The following is a 13,810-nucleotide window of genomic DNA, read 5'->3' as shown; positions in this document are numbered from 1 at the left end:
ACCGTAGGGTCACTGTAGGGACTTACCCCTCCACCGAGATGTCTTTTTATTCGATGGTCAAACAGATGTTTGAAACATACGTTTACGTCTAATTGATGTCAAGGGTGCACCGCGAACCTTTCATCGACGCCGAGACGGTCGTCACGGGCGCGCACATGCGGCACGGCTCCGAGCCCCTGATTCAGTGAGTAGAGTTTAGTAGAGCAAACCCGCGACGCAGACGTCAGAGCGCCGCGATTCAGTCGGGTGATAGGGCGTTATTCAGAAAGGGGGCGCATACGAAAACGCGCACAAGAAGTGCGCGTCAGAAGAGCGGTTTTGCAAATAATCAGGCGAAGGTGTCGATCAGCGTGCCGAGCGCTTCGTCGGAAGCTTTCTCGACTTTCGCGCCCAACTGAACCTGAATGCGCCCTTGGGTCAGCTCGACGACATTCGTGGCCATGTCGGAACGCTGAGGGCGGTCAACTGAGCGCAGTCGCTCAAGCTGAAAGTCCGAGGACTGGCTGCGACCCGCCACTTCGGTGCCAGGGCTTGCCAACTGAGTGGCAGCTTGATCGACACGATCTTGCCCGACCTGCATTGCGCTCAGGCCTGGGTACAGCGTGTTGTTCAGCGTGATTTGCATGATCACAATCCTCTGTTCATAAAACGAACAGCGTCATTAAACCAGTAAAGGCCGTGAAACACTCGGCAAAAAGACTAATGGCATTGCGCCTTGTGATAGAGGTCACAGACAGCACGGTATAGACGGGCTGTTTCCGCTAATCCAACAGTTCCAAATGCAAATGCTCGGCAACCATTTCCGGCGTCGATTTCTTCATGTGCGGCACGCGCCCTAAACAGGGCGCAGGCAGGCGCTCGGCCAGGGTGGCGAGGTTTTCTTCGAGGCGAGACGTCTTCGGGTCGATGATGTTCGCTACCCAACCCGCCAGTTGCAGGCCGTCATTGGCGATGGCTTCGGCCGTCAGTAAGGCATGGCTGATGCAGCCAAGACGCACGCCCACCACCAAAATCACCGGCAATCCCAGCGCAACCGCAAGATCAGAAAGATTGGCCTGATCCGCCAGTGGCACCCGCCAGCCACCCGCACCTTCGATTAGGGTGAAATCAGCCTGTTTTTCCAGAATATGGCGCATTGGCCCAAGTAGGGACGCAACGGTCAGTGCAACACCGGCCTCGCGAGCGGCCAGGTGTGGAGCAATGGCTGGCTCGAACGCGACCGGATTCACCTCGTCGTAGGTCAACTGAATCGAACATTCAGCGCGTAACGCGATGGCATCGGGATTGCGCAACCCTTTCGGCTTCACATCGCAGCCCGATGCAACAGGTTTACCGGCGGCCGTGCTCAGCCCGGATTGGCGTGCCGCATATAACAGCCCGGTGGCAACGGTGGTTTTGCCAACATCGGTGTCGGTTCCCGCGATGAAATACGCAGCACTCATCTTGGCGACCATCCGTTCAGATTTTTTCAAACTATTGCTCACTCACTATAGCGCTCACACGAACGACGCTCATGAAACCGGTCACTTTTTAAACAGTCGCCGGTTTTTCCAATACGGCGTAAATCACTTGATACGTCGCAGGCAGGCCTTTTTCCTGTCGAAACGTTTCGTAGGCGTCGATCAACGCCTGAATCCGCACCCGACCAGTCAAACCTCCCGGCCTGCCCGGATTGATGTTGTGCGCGCCCAGCGCCTTGAGCTCGTGAGTCAGACTGCGCACATCGGGGTAATGCAGCACATGGGGCAACACACTCAGGCTGCGCACTTGCAAGCCACTCGCCGCGCACAACCGTTGATACTCGTCGAACTCGCGAAAGCGATTCACATGGACCATGCCGTCCACCGCCTGCCAACTGTCGCGCAGTTCATACAATGTGCCTACGCACAGGCTGGCAAAGCCGAAGACTCCGCCAGGCTTCAGCACGCGACGGACTTCGGACAACACTGAGGAGAAATCCGAGCACCATTGCACGGCCAGGCTGGAAAACATCAGGTCAACGCTGGCGTCGCGCAGTGGCAGGTTTTCGGCATCACCCACCACGTAATGATCCGCGCCGCCCAAAGGCCGTGCGTGATTGAGCATGCCTTCGGCAATGTCCAGCGCAAGGCCTTCGCCATGAGGGAAACGTTGAGCCAGCGCACGACTGAAATAGCCAGTGCCGCTGCCGAGATCAAGCCAACGAGCGGGCGTCGTTTCAGGCAAACGCGACATCAGCTCATTGCCGACCGCACGCTGCAATTCGGCAACGCTGTCGTAACTCGCCGCCGCCTTGGAGAACGACGCTGCCACCTGACGCTTGTCAGGTAGAGGGTTTTCAATTTTTGCCTGTTGCTGTTTCACAGCTTTCAGCACCGCACAGTGGGAAAGATCAGTCATCACCGGACTCATGTAGAAAAGCCTGGACCGCCGCAGCCACGCCATGGGGGTTTTCCAGGATAAACGCGTGACTGGCCTGCTCGATCACGCCGACTTCGATGTCCGGCAAGAGGTTGAGCAGATCAGCCGACGCTTCGGCAGGCACCAGCGCATCGAGGCCCCCGAACAGGTGCAATTGCGGGCCGCGATAGGCTTGCAACGCCGCGCGGGTGTCCATCTGTTCGAGCAATTTGAGGCCCTCGATCAGGCCAACGCTCGTGCCATGAGGCGCACCCGCCTTGAGTTGTCGAGACAGTGCGCGCGGCTCTTCAGCACCTTGCACGCACAGAAGACTGAAGCGCTTTAGGGTGGCCTCGGGATCGGCTTCGCAGCCCGCGATGAACGCGTCGAAATCGGTTTGCGGCATCGCGCTCGGCCACTGACTGCGGGCGACGAAGCAGACGTTACTGGCAAAGGTCGCCAGTCCGCAGCAGCGCTCGCCACGTCGCGCTGCCAACTCTGCCGCCAACATGCCACCGAGGGACCAGCCGCCCAGCCAGGCGTTGTCGGGCAGGGTCGAGTCCAGCTCGTCGAGCCATTCATTGAGGTCGTCAGTGTCCAGATCCGGCAACGGCTCGATCTCGACGTGCAGGTGTTCGTCCAGACCGCGCAACGCGGCGGCCAACGGCTCCAGAGGGGTTACGCCAAGCCCCCAGCCCGGCAACAGGATCAACCGATCACGCATGTTGTGGCTCCACCGATTCGCCTGTTCCCAGCAGCGGATAACACTGCTCCAGTGCATCCAACAATAGCTGCACCTGGGCTTCGCTGTGGGCGGCGGAGAGCGTGACCCGCAAACGCGCGCTGCCTGCGGGAACGGTCGGCGGACGAATCGCGGTGACCATCAGGCCGCGCTCGCGCAGCATCTGTGACAGACGCAAGGCTCGGTCGCTGCTGCCTATGAGGATCGGCTGGATCGGCGTGAAGCTGTCCATCAGCTCAAGCCCGATAGCCTGAGCGCCGTCTCGGAACTGCTTGATCAGCGCCTGCAAATGCTCGCGACGCCAATGCTCGCGACGCAGCAGCTCAAGGCTTTTCAGGGTGGCGCAGGCCAGCGCTGGTGGCTGGCTAGTGGTGTAGATGTAAGGGCGAGCGAACTGGATCAGCGTCTCAATCAGCTCCTCGCTTCCAGCCACGAACGCACCGGCCGTGCCGAAGGATTTGCCGAGGGTGCCGATCAGCACGGGCACGTCTTCCACGCTCAAGCCGAAGTGTTCGACGATCCCTGCGCCGTTGGCGCCCAACGGTCCGAAACCGTGAGCGTCATCGACCATCAGCCAGGCGTTTTTGGCCTTGGCAACCTTGGCCAACGCAGGCAGGTCAGCGATGTCGCCGTCCATGCTGAACACGCCGTCGGTGACGACCAGCGTATCGCCGACCGCCTTCTCCAGCCGCGTGTTCAGGCTGTCGGAATCGTTGTGCAGATAACGGGAAAACCGTGCGCCACTCAGCAAACCGGCATCGAGCAGCGAAGCATGGTTGAGGCGATCTTCCAACACGGTGTCGCCCTGCCCCACCAACGCGGTCACGGCGCCAAGGTTGGCCATGTAACCGTTGGAGAACAGCAGAGCGCGGGGGCGGCCAGTGAGGTCAGCCAACGCTTCTTCAAGTTCGTGGTGCGGCGTGCTGTGACCGATCACCAGATGCGACGCCCCACCGCCCACGCCCCAGCGCTCGGCGCCTGCCTTCCACGCAGCGACGACGTCGGGGTGATTGGCCAGGCCCATGTAATCGTTGTTGCAGAACGCCAGCAAGGGCTGGCCGTCCACGACGACTGCAGGGCCTTGAGGGCTCTGCAACAGAGGGCGTTGGCGGTAGAGGTGGTCGGCACGACGGGTAGCGAGACGTGCGCTCAGATCGAAAGACATGCAGGCCTCGGGTCAGATGCAATGCGCATTTCCCTGTAGGAGTGCGCTTGCTCGCGATTGCAGTGTGTCAGTCACGTTATGTGTTACAGACAAATCTCAATCGCGAGCAAGCTCACTCCTACAGTTTTTGTGCATGCCACAGGTCGTATATAGGCAGTGAACTAGCGTCAGTCTTAAACCGCCGCGTCGTAAAACATCTCGCTGCTCTTCTGCTCGATCAGCGCCTGTTCGATCGCTGCCTGATGCACTTCGTCCGAATGCTCTTCACGGGCTTCCGGCTGAATGCCCAGACGCGAGAACAGCAGCATGTCCTTGTCAGCCTGCGGGTTGGCGGTGGTGAGCAGTTTGTCGCCGTAGAAAATCGAGTTGGCACCGGCAAAGAACGCCAAGGCTTGCATCTGATCGTTCATCGCTTCGCGGCCTGCGGAGAGGCGCACGTGAGATTGCGGCATCAGGATGCGCGCCACGGCCAGCATGCGGATGAAGTCGAATGGATCGACGTCTTCGGCATTGGCCAGCGGCGTACCGGCAACTTTCACCAACATGTTGATCGGCACCGACTCCGGGTGCTCTGGCAGGTTGGCCAGTTGGATCAGCAGGTTGGCGCGGTCGTCCAGCGACTCGCCCATGCCCAGGATGCCGCCGGAGCAGATCTTCATGCCCGCATCTCGCACGTACGCCAGGGTCTGCAGACGCTCGCTGTAGGTGCGGGTGGTGATGATGCTCGTATAGAAGTCCGGCGAGGTATCGAGGTTGTGGTTGTAGTAGTCCAGGCCCGCATCAGCCAGCGCCTTGGTCTGGTCCTGATCGAGCTTGCCCAGGGTCATGCACGTTTCCAGGCCCATGGCTTTCACGCCTTTGACCATCTCCAGCACGTACGGCATGTCTTTGGCGGACGGGTGTTTCCAGGCAGCACCCATGCAGAAACGGGTCGAGCCGATGGCCTTGGCACGAGCGGCCTCTTCCAGCACTTGCTGGACCTGCATCAGCTTTTCTTTTTCGAGGCCGGTGTTGTAGTGACCGGACTGAGGGCAGTACTTGCAGTCTTCAGGGCAGGCGCCGGTCTTGATCGACAGCAGGGTAGAGACTTGAACGCGGTTGGCGTCGAAATGAGCGCGATGCACGGTTTGCGCCTGAAACAGCAGGTCATTGAACGGCTGTGTGAACAGCGCCCTGACCTCGGCTAAGGTCCAGTCGTGACGCAAAGTGGCATTGATGCTGGCGCTCATGGGCGGCTCCTTCATGTATTTGGCAAGTACCCGGGCGGTTCGGCAATCGACCAAACCTGAAAGTCCACAGGCGCAACACGGATGTTCGGCATAGTTAAGGAAGCGACATGCGCTGTCAACCACACAACGGGCATCAGGTTTACATCTGGTTAAAAAACGTACAAACCTGTTTATTATGCGATGAGCAGACCGATTCAGACAGCTCAATCTGCACCCCGTGCGAAAGCGACCTGCCCTGGTTGATCGATCAATGCGACCGCTGCGCACTGCCCATGCCGATGGAGGGCCTGACCTGCGCGCAGTGCACGCAACACTCCCCGGCCTTCAACGAAGTCATCGTGCCGTGGCTTTACGACTTCCCCATCGACGCGTTGGTCACACGCTTCAAGCACCAAGGCAAATGGCCGTTGGGCAGGCTGCTCGCAGAATTGCTCGGCCAGACCTTGCAACATCGATTCGACGAAGGTTTGGCCCGACCCGACTTCATGATTCCCGTGCCCCTCGCCCACAAGAGGCTGCGCCAGCGCGGTTACAACCAGGCTGCCATGCTCGCGCACTGGCTGGGGTCGCAATTGGGGCTATCGATAGATGAGCGGCTGATCAAACGCGTAAAGGAAACGCCAGCGCAACAAGGCCTCGATGCCAAGGCCCGCAAGCGTAACTTGCGTGAAGCATTTGCCTTGGCGGACGCCGCGAAAATCGTCGGCCAACACGTCGCGCTCATTGATGACGTACTCACCACAGGCGCGACCGCCGATGCGCTGGCGAGGCTGTTGATCAGTGCCGGGGCGAAGAAGGTGGATGTGTACTGCCTGGCACGGACGGCGAAGCCTGGGGATTGAGAGAGAACCCGCGAAGGGTGCAAGTCGTCCGGCATTGACTAATAGTTCCAATCGCCCGATATCATAATTCGGGAAAACCCCTACGTATATTCAACACAAGTATGTAGGGAATTTCTGATTTTAATGCTAGATGTTGCGATTCACTCCGCGCCGAATTATAAATTGTTCGTCAGGCATTTTTCCTGATCAACAAAACAAAATGGTGACCTATGAAAACTTTTAAAAAAGCAGCACCAAGCATCAAGCCAGATCAAAAACTGTCAGCAGAAGCTAAACAACTTTTGAGCACTCGTAAAAACAATGGTGGCGGTGGCGGCCACTGCCAAGGTGGCGGTAGCTGGTAACCGCTTGTTTAAAGCTGCCAGCAGGTTGCTGGCAGCTCCGACGAAAGGACGCCCCTGTGGACAGACAGTACAAAAAGATCGAAAATACCCTTCCTCACAGTATGAAAGCTCCTGCATCTGAAATTCCCATACCGACTTTGGAAGAGGCGGTCCATCACATCAATGAAATTGATTTCTCATTAATCCGTACAAAACTTTGTTCTAAAGACCCTTTAACTTGCAGAGTTTGGTCTGAGGCTGAAGCAGAGATAGCCATCCAGTATTACAAAAATTTTTTGTATTTGAACAAAAAATATTTATCTCAGTTTCGCGTTTTGCCTCCCATGCTGGAGGTGGATGAGATCTGGCACCATCACATATTGGACACACGTCAATATTTCAGAGACTGCCTCCAGATCTTCGGTTACTACTTCCACCACTACCCCTACTTTGGGATACGTGGGGAGCCTGATAAGCAAAATCTTGATTTAGCTTTCGACGTTACGCAAGAACTGCACGAGATAGAGTTCGGCAGCAGGATGTCCGCCATCTGGGGTGACAACAGTGAAATATAACCAGTCAGTTCAGGCTTCGCTTGCCCCCTTCATCTTGAATCGACTGATCCCTCTAAGCGGGATATCGCTGGTGTTCGTACTGCTTGCCCACAAAGCCCCCGAAGACTTGGGCATGTTTTCCTACACACTCGCCTTGCTGTCCGTGATCTCGACTGTTTTCCCTTTGGTCCTAGCGACTGCGGGCAATAAAGCGGCATCGTTGATTGGTCAGCCCTCTGACTTGCATGATTTTTTTGCAGGTGGGTTCACGCTGTCTCTGATAGTCGGCATTTTGACTGCGACCACCTGTTTACTCGCGGTTCAATTAGCAAGCGAAGTAAGTGGCACCCAACAATGGGACGGAAGAGACTTTTGGTCAATTTCTCTCGTGTACATGATGGCGACTCCGATTATCGCAACGAACGCTTTCTTACAGATGTTTTTAGAAGCTACCGGCAAAGCTACTCACTTCACGCTCACCAAGCTGAAGATTACGTTGATGTGCTCGATGGTCCTTATGCTGTCGTATGAGTATTCCGACACCGACGACTTCAAGTACTGCGCCATGCTTTATTTTTTTCTTACAGAGCTCATGACACTGCTCTTTCTTTTGAAAATGTCGCGACAACAGCGCTATGTTTCTATTCGTTACGGCAAAATCTTCGCTGGCTACTTCCTCCGTACGGGTTTTCCTATAGCCGCCGGGATGAGTGGACAGAAAATTTACTTCTATTTATTGATGGAAAGACTCGCAAGAATCGAAAGCTCGCTAGTAGCCGAGCTGTCCGTATTCATGACCATCACAGGCATCCTGCTCATCCCTTCGCTCGCTCTGACGCAAATTCATAGTTTTCAAGTGAGCCAGCACCTCACCCAGTCCAGCACTTTCTACAGGTCCGGGCTTAAATGGGTTATCGGCACGCTGTTACTTACTGCGTTGGTATTTACTCTCATCGGAGAGCACGTTTTCCAACTTGTCGGCGACAAAACGGTAAATTACAGCGGGCAGATGTTTATGGCTGTGATTCTTTTCATCGCCACGAGCTCGTTTCTTTCGCTGGCAGTTGCGCATTTACGCGCAAGAGGCGAGACGTTGAAACCTCAGTTGCTGGTTAACATCATCATGCTTGGGGTACTTGTACCCTTGCTGTACGCATTGCACTTGGACAGACCGGGTATTGAGACATTCCTAATGTTTCAAAGCGGAGCTGCTGCCGTGGCCTTTCTGATATTGAATATCAGGATTGTTTGCCTTCACAAGCGCGACCCTTAGACCCACTCGCAAGAGGCCGATACATCCAATGCCTCTCGTGTGACAGATGCGCAGCTTTGGCGGACGAGCGGGCTCCTACAAGATCGATGGCCTGCACAACATTTCTCTTCGCCACAAATCCCCCTGAAGATTTCGCTTACACTCCGCCCTCATCACCATAAGACAAACGCCGCCCGACATGTCCCTACCGCCCTCGCTCTCGCAACACATGGTCCGTCGCCCCCATCGCATCGCGCTGTTGCAGCATATTGCCGAGCAGGGGTCCATCACCCGTGCGGCGAAAAGTGCGGGGCTGAGTTACAAGGCGGCGTGGGATGCCATTGACGAGCTGAACAATCTGGCGCTGAAGCCGCTGGTAGAGCGCAGTGTCGGTGGGCGTGGCGGCGGCGGGGCGAAGTTGTCGGCGGAAGGCGAGCGAGTGTTGCGTCTTTATCAGCGCTTGCAGGCGCTACAGACCCAGTTGCTGGAAACCCCGGAAGAGTCGAGCGATTTGGCGCTGCTCAGTCGTTTGATGCTGCGCACCAGCGCCCGCAATCAGTTGCACGGCCAGGTCGCGAGCATCACGCCCTCGGGTCGCAATGACATGATCGAATTGACCCTCGCCGGTGGCCTGTCCATTGATGCGCAAATCACCCATGACAGCACGCTACGACTGGAGCTGGAAAAAGGTGCCGACGTGTTCGCGCTGATCAAGGCCAGTTGGCTGGAGTTGTTGCCGCCGGACCAATCAGCAACACCTGGACACAATTGCCTGATCGGCAAAATCGACGAGATTCTCGACGGCGAAGAGGGGCCCAGTGAGGTACGAATCGCCCTGTCCAGCAGCCAGATTCTGTGCGCGGTGGCTGAGCCCGATCATCTCAACACCTTGAAATTAAAGGTGGGGGGCGACGTGAAAGTACAGTTCGCGCCCTCTTATGTATTGATCGGAACGCCGCTGTAAATCGTTTGAAAAAGGCTCACACGGGAGCCAGCGTCGTCATCGGACGGACACAATAGCGTCATCCGGGCGGAATAAGGTCTGCGCAAAAACCGCAGGAAGCCCGTGATGAAATTATTAGAAGAACACCAGTCCACCGACCTCGAAACCCTGGTGCAGCAAAACAGCGTCGGCCTCACCCGGCGAGGCTTCATCAGCGCGGGCGCTCTGTGTGGCGCGGCGATGTTCCTGGGTGGCAACCTGCTCAGTCGCAGTGTGATGGCTGCCAGTGTCAGCGCGGTCAACCGCACGTTGCTTGGCTTCGACAGCATCGCCTCCTCCTCCGCTGACAGCATTGCGCTGCCGCCCGGCTACACATCTTCCGTCCTGATCAGCTGGGGTCAGCCTCTTCACGCGGGCGGTCCCGCTTTCGACCCGTCCGGCAAGGGCACGGCGAAGGCGCAGGAACTTCAATTCGGCGATAACAACGACGGCATGAGCCTGTTCACCTTTCCCGGTGACGACGCCAATAACGCCACCCGCGCGCTGATGGCCATCAACAACGAATACACCAACTACCGCTACCTGTTCGATCACGGCAAAGACCCACAATCCACCGACGACGTGCACAAGGCGTTGGCCAGCGAAGGGGTTTCGGTGATCGAGGTGAAGCGCGAAGGTGGCCAGTGGAAGTTCGTGCAAGGCTCGAAATTCAACCGCCGCGTGCACGGCAACACGCCGATTCACCTTAGCGGCCCGGCGGCGGGACACGAGTGGCTGAAAACGGCCGCCGATAAAACGGGTAAGAACGTTCTCGGCACTTTTCAGAACTGCGCCAATGGCAAGACGCCATGGGGCACTTATCTGACGTGCGAAGAGAACTTCACCGACTGCTTCGGCAGCAGTGATCCTGCGCAGCAATTCGATGCCGCTGCCAAGCGCTACGGCGTTGTCGCCACCAGCAAGGAAGTGAACTGGCATCCCCACGACCCGCGCTTCGACATCGCCAAAAACCCGAACGAATTCAACCGTCACGGCTGGATCGTGGAAATCGACCCGTTCGACCCGAAATCAACGCCTGTCAAACGCACGGCCCTGGGTCGTTTCAAGCATGAAAACGCGGCGATCACAGAAACGAAAGATGGCCGCGCGGTGGTTTACATGGGCGACGACGAGCGCGGCGAATTCATCTACAAGTTCGTCAGCCGCGACAAGGTCAATCACAAGAACCTGAAAGCTAATCGCGACATCCTCGATCACGGCACCTTGTACGTTGCGCAGTTCGATAACGGCGACAGCAACCCTGATCACCCGAAAGGCCAGGGTAAGTGGGTGGAACTGGCTCATGGCAAGAACGGGGTCGATGCGTCGAGCGGCTTTGCCAATCAAGCAGAGGTGCTGATTCATGCGCGCCTGGCGGCGAGCGTGGTTAAAGCGACGCGAATGGATCGGCCCGAGTGGATCGTGGTCAGCCCCAAGGACGGTCAGGTGTATTGCACGCTGACCAACAACGTCAAGCGTGGCGAGGAAGGCCAGCCAGTGGGCGGCCCGAACCCGCGGGAGAAAAACCAGTACGGCCAGATACTGCGCTGGCAGGAAGCAGGTTCGGATGCGGCATCAATGGATTTTGCGTGGGATCTGTTCGTGGTCGCGGGCAATCCCGTGGTGCACGCAGGCAAGCCTCAAGGCGGTTCAAGCAACATCACCCCGCAGAACATGTTCAACAGCCCCGACGGTTTAGGTTTCGACAAGGCCGGGCGGTTGTGGATTCTCACCGATGGCGATTACTCGAATACCGGGGATTTTGCGGGCATGGGCAATAACCAGATGCTGTGCGCCGACCCTGCCACTGGCGAGATTCGCCGGTTCATGGTCGGGCCGGTGGGTTGCGAAGTGACCGGCATCAGTTTTGCGCCAGACCAGAAAGCGCTGTTCGTGGGGATTCAGCATCCCGGCGAAAAAGGCGGCTCGACTTTCCCGGAACATCTGCCCAATGGCAAACCAAGGTCGTCGGTGATGGTGATCACACGCGAGGATGGCGGGGTGATCGGCGCGTGATGCAGCGCCATCCCCAAGCGGTATAAGGCGCACCTGTGGGAGCGAATTTTTCGCGAAGGTAGATAGTCGACAGATCAGTGTCGGATGTACCACCGTTTCGCGAATAAATTCGCTCCCACAATTTCAACTGAGGCGTCGGCAACATTTCGTGCAGCCCTCCAATCCCGAACACATAACGCGTTGTGTCGGCCATCCCATGCCTGAGTTACCATGACGGGCCCGACGCGGCAGCCTGCTGCGCGCAGGAGTCAGCATGGCCCACCCGTTTGCGACACTCACACCCGACCTTGTCCTGGACGCCGTTGAAAGCATCGGTTTTGTCAGCGACGCTCGCATTCTCGCGCTCAACAGCTACGAGAACCGCGTCTATCAGGTTGGCATTGATGAAAGCCAGCCGCTCATTGCCAAGTTTTACCGCCCTAATCGCTGGACAAACGAAGCGATTCTCGAAGAACACAGCTTCACCGCCGAACTGGCCGAAGTGGAAATCCCGGTGGTCGCACCCCTTATCCACAACGGGCAAACGCTGTTCGAACACGCCGGTTTTCGCTTCACCCTCTTCCCCCGTCGTGGCGGTCGCGCACCGGAGCCGGGCAATCTCGACCAACTGTATCGCCTCGGCCAACTGCTGGGCAGGATTCACGCGGTCGGCGCCACTCGCCCGTTCGAACATCGCGAAGCGCTGGGCGTGAAGAACTTCGGCCACGATTCACTGAACTATCTGCTGGAAAATGACGTGATCCCGCGCAGCCTGCTGCCTGCCTACTCGTCGGTTGCCAAAGATCTGCTCAAACGTGTCGAAGATGCCTACGCCGCAACGCCGCACCAGAACATCCGCATGCACGGCGACTGCCACCCCGGCAACATGATGACCCGCGATGAGATCTTTCACATCGTCGACCTCGACGACTGCCGGATGGGGCCTGCCGTGCAGGACGTCTGGATGATGCTCGCCGGAGACCGTCAGGATTGTCTGAGTCAGCTGTCGGAATTGATGGATGGCTACAACGAGTTTCACGATTTCGATCCTCGCGAACTCGCGCTGATCGAACCGCTGCGCGCCTTGCGCCTGCTGCATTACAGCGCCTGGCTGGCCCGCCGCTGGGATGACCCGGCATTCCCCCACAGCTTTTCCTGGTTCGGCACTGAACGCTATTGGGGCGATCAAGTGCTGGCGCTACGCGAGCAACTAGCGGCACTGAACGAAGAGCCATTGAAGCTGTTTTGAACAGCGCCCCTACCGGTCGATAGCACCCGCGCGAACTGATCAAATAATAAACAAACCTCTGTAAGCCACGCCCTCCGTGGCTTACAGCGATTTTTGCGCAGGTTATCCACAGCCTGGTTCACGTTATTTGTGCACAAGCCCCTGAATTTGCTGGTTTTTTGATCAACCCTCTCAAAGCGTTGGCCGGCAAGGGCTGTGCGCCTGTATCCGCAGCTTATCCACAGGCGGGCTCATGGAAAAACTGGATAACTGTGCGACGGCTCAGTCGTCAGACTTGATCTTCAATTCCACCATCAGCTCGTCCGCCAGTGTTTCCAGCCGTTCCTGCAACGCATCGAGCGACAGGTTTACCGGCAGACCCAAGAGTGCCTGGGCGCGGAAAAGCGTTTCATTGCTCATGGGCGCCGGTTCAACGCTGGTCACTAGACGCTCAACGTTAACGCCCTGCTCGCTCAACAGGCGAGTCACGTCTCGAACAATCCCCGGCCGATCATTGCCCACCAACTCCATAGTGATGGGTTTCGAGTACGAAACAGGCTCGCCGCCGACGTCAGCGAACTGCACGCGAATACCGTGGGAGAGCCCCTGCAGCGCACTCCTCAAATCATTTTGCGATTCAGCGGGCACATCGACGCGAACAATGCCCGCGAACTGACCGGCCAAATGAGCCATACGGCTTTCCAGCCAATTGCCACCGTGATTTGCAATGCACGAGGCGATCTGTTCGACCAGCCCCGGTTTGTCCGGGGCAGTGACGGTAAAGATAAGCTGATGCACTGTGAACTCCTTCTGCTTTATGTGTCCGCTGGCCGAACCTCGGCGCCTGCGCGGCTGCCCGGCAAGTATAGGCAAGGGCTGGAGGAGCGCCTGAATGCTTCCTCGGGAAACGATTTGTGTACCGTTTTTATAATTATCTGGAACAATTCGCCTATTTTTTGAGAACATATGTAACCCCAGCGTGACCATTTGTGGAAAACCAGTCGTTCGGTGACATATTTAGTCTGATTTTCACGCCGCAACTCATCATGTAGTATTCCGCCGCGTCCACTACATAAACGTTGGGATGATGCCTGACTCGGCATTCCTGCTCGTCAATCC

The 13,810-nt window shown here is 57.2% G+C and carries 14 protein-coding genes; 7 read left to right on the top strand and 7 right to left on the bottom strand.

Features of this window, described 5'->3' with window-relative positions:
* Positions 1 to 328 precede the first annotated feature (328 nt).
* The 6 genes from ACWKWE_RS25370 to bioB form a co-directional block, all read right to left on the bottom strand.
* Positions 329 to 625 carry a pyrroloquinoline quinone biosynthesis protein PqqE gene (locus tag ACWKWE_RS25370; RefSeq protein WP_166595640.1) on the bottom strand — a complete coding sequence of 99 codons (297 nt, stop codon included), beginning with the start codon at positions 623 to 625 and terminating at the stop codon, positions 329 to 331.
* 136 nt (positions 626 to 761) lie between these two features.
* A complete protein-coding gene (gene bioD / locus ACWKWE_RS25365) occupies positions 762 to 1,442 on the bottom strand; it encodes a dethiobiotin synthase (protein WP_166595887.1) in 681 nt (226 codons plus the stop codon).
* Positions 1,443 to 1,530: 88 nt separating this feature from the next.
* The gene (bioC, locus tag ACWKWE_RS25360; RefSeq protein ID WP_483852042.1) at positions 1,531 to 2,379 is read right to left on the bottom strand and encodes a malonyl-ACP O-methyltransferase BioC; all 849 of its coding nucleotides are present in this window, start codon (positions 2,377 to 2,379) and stop codon (positions 1,531 to 1,533) included.
* Entirely contained in the window at positions 2,372 to 3,103 is a 732-nt protein-coding gene (locus ACWKWE_RS25355) for an alpha/beta fold hydrolase (RefSeq protein WP_483852041.1), read from the bottom strand. Before ACWKWE_RS25355 ends, bioC begins: the two co-directional genes overlap by 8 nt.
* Positions 3,096 to 4,286 (bottom strand): 8-amino-7-oxononanoate synthase, encoded by a 1,191-nt coding sequence (gene bioF, locus ACWKWE_RS25350; RefSeq protein WP_483852040.1) that lies wholly within the window; start codon positions 4,284 to 4,286, stop codon positions 3,096 to 3,098. The genes ACWKWE_RS25355 and bioF overlap by 8 nt, the downstream gene beginning before the upstream one ends.
* A 173-nt stretch (positions 4,287 to 4,459) precedes the next feature.
* Positions 4,460 to 5,515, bottom strand: coding sequence for a biotin synthase BioB (bioB, locus tag ACWKWE_RS25345; protein ID WP_166595644.1), 1,056 nt, complete (start codon positions 5,513 to 5,515; stop codon positions 4,460 to 4,462).
* 107 nt (positions 5,516 to 5,622) lie between these two features.
* Here bioB and ACWKWE_RS25340 point away from each other — a divergent pair, with 107 nt between their 5' ends.
* The 7 genes from ACWKWE_RS25340 to ACWKWE_RS25310 all read left to right on the top strand — a co-directional run bounded on the left by ACWKWE_RS25340 (position 5,623) and on the right by ACWKWE_RS25310 (position 12,712).
* The gene (locus tag ACWKWE_RS25340; protein ID WP_483852039.1) at positions 5,623 to 6,357 is read left to right on the top strand and encodes a double zinc ribbon domain-containing protein; all 735 of its coding nucleotides are present in this window, start codon (positions 5,623 to 5,625) and stop codon (positions 6,355 to 6,357) included.
* A 209-nt stretch (positions 6,358 to 6,566) separates the two neighbouring features.
* Complete coding sequence (locus ACWKWE_RS25335) at positions 6,567 to 6,701, top strand: hypothetical protein (protein WP_256665210.1); 135 nt, start codon at positions 6,567 to 6,569, stop codon at positions 6,699 to 6,701.
* Between the two features lie 56 nt (positions 6,702 to 6,757).
* On the top strand, positions 6,758 to 7,255 hold the full coding sequence (locus ACWKWE_RS25330) for a glycine-rich domain-containing protein (RefSeq protein ID WP_483852038.1): 498 nt from the start codon (positions 6,758 to 6,760) through the stop codon (positions 7,253 to 7,255).
* On the top strand, positions 7,245 to 8,507 hold the full coding sequence (locus ACWKWE_RS25325; protein WP_483852037.1) for a hypothetical protein: 1,263 nt from the start codon (positions 7,245 to 7,247) through the stop codon (positions 8,505 to 8,507). Before ACWKWE_RS25330 ends, ACWKWE_RS25325 begins: the two co-directional genes overlap by 11 nt.
* Before the next feature lie 178 nt (positions 8,508 to 8,685).
* Complete coding sequence (locus tag ACWKWE_RS25320; protein WP_483852036.1) at positions 8,686 to 9,450, top strand: TOBE domain-containing protein; 765 nt, start codon at positions 8,686 to 8,688, stop codon at positions 9,448 to 9,450.
* Positions 9,451 to 9,555: 105 nt separating this feature from the next.
* Positions 9,556 to 11,484 (top strand): PhoX family protein, encoded by a 1,929-nt coding sequence (locus ACWKWE_RS25315; RefSeq protein WP_483852035.1) that lies wholly within the window; start codon positions 9,556 to 9,558, stop codon positions 11,482 to 11,484.
* A 253-nt stretch (positions 11,485 to 11,737) separates the two neighbouring features.
* Positions 11,738 to 12,712, top strand: coding sequence for a serine/threonine protein kinase (locus tag ACWKWE_RS25310; protein WP_483852034.1), 975 nt, complete (start codon positions 11,738 to 11,740; stop codon positions 12,710 to 12,712).
* A gap of 261 nt (positions 12,713 to 12,973) precedes the next feature.
* On the opposite strand, the gene ACWKWE_RS25305 is transcribed toward ACWKWE_RS25310, so the two are convergent.
* On the bottom strand, positions 12,974 to 13,489 hold the full coding sequence (locus ACWKWE_RS25305) for an ACT domain-containing protein (RefSeq protein WP_166595650.1): 516 nt from the start codon (positions 13,487 to 13,489) through the stop codon (positions 12,974 to 12,976).
* Positions 13,490 to 13,810 lie beyond the last annotated feature (321 nt).

Source organism: Pseudomonas salicis (assembly GCF_057128705.1).
This window is presented reverse-complemented; position numbering and strand designations above follow the sequence as displayed.

Bases quoted from the DNA above. Each gene is read 5' to 3' on its own strand.
- ACWKWE_RS25370 (WP_166595640.1), bottom strand. From the start codon at position 625: ATGCAAATCACGCTGAACAACACGCTGTACCCAGGCCTGAGCGCAATG.
- bioD (WP_166595887.1), bottom strand. From the start codon at position 1,442: ATGAGTGCTGCGTATTTCATCGCGGGAACCGACACCGATGTTGGCAAA.
- bioC (WP_483852042.1), bottom strand. From the start codon at position 2,379: ATGACTGATCTTTCCCACTGTGCGGTGCTGAAAGCTGTGAAACAGCAA.
- ACWKWE_RS25355 (WP_483852041.1), bottom strand. From the start codon at position 3,103: ATGCGTGATCGGTTGATCCTGTTGCCGGGCTGGGGGCTTGGCGTAACC.
- bioF (WP_483852040.1), bottom strand. From the start codon at position 4,286: ATGTCTTTCGATCTGAGCGCACGTCTCGCTACCCGTCGTGCCGACCAC.
- bioB (WP_166595644.1), bottom strand. From the start codon at position 5,515: ATGAGCGCCAGCATCAATGCCACTTTGCGTCACGACTGGACCTTAGCC.
- ACWKWE_RS25340 (WP_483852039.1), top strand. From the start codon at position 5,623: ATGCGCTGTCAACCACACAACGGGCATCAGGTTTACATCTGGTTAAAA.
- ACWKWE_RS25335 (WP_256665210.1), top strand. From the start codon at position 6,567: ATGAAAACTTTTAAAAAAGCAGCACCAAGCATCAAGCCAGATCAAAAA.
- ACWKWE_RS25320 (WP_483852036.1), top strand. From the start codon at position 8,686: ATGTCCCTACCGCCCTCGCTCTCGCAACACATGGTCCGTCGCCCCCAT.
- ACWKWE_RS25315 (WP_483852035.1), top strand. From the start codon at position 9,556: ATGAAATTATTAGAAGAACACCAGTCCACCGACCTCGAAACCCTGGTG.
- ACWKWE_RS25310 (WP_483852034.1), top strand. From the start codon at position 11,738: ATGGCCCACCCGTTTGCGACACTCACACCCGACCTTGTCCTGGACGCC.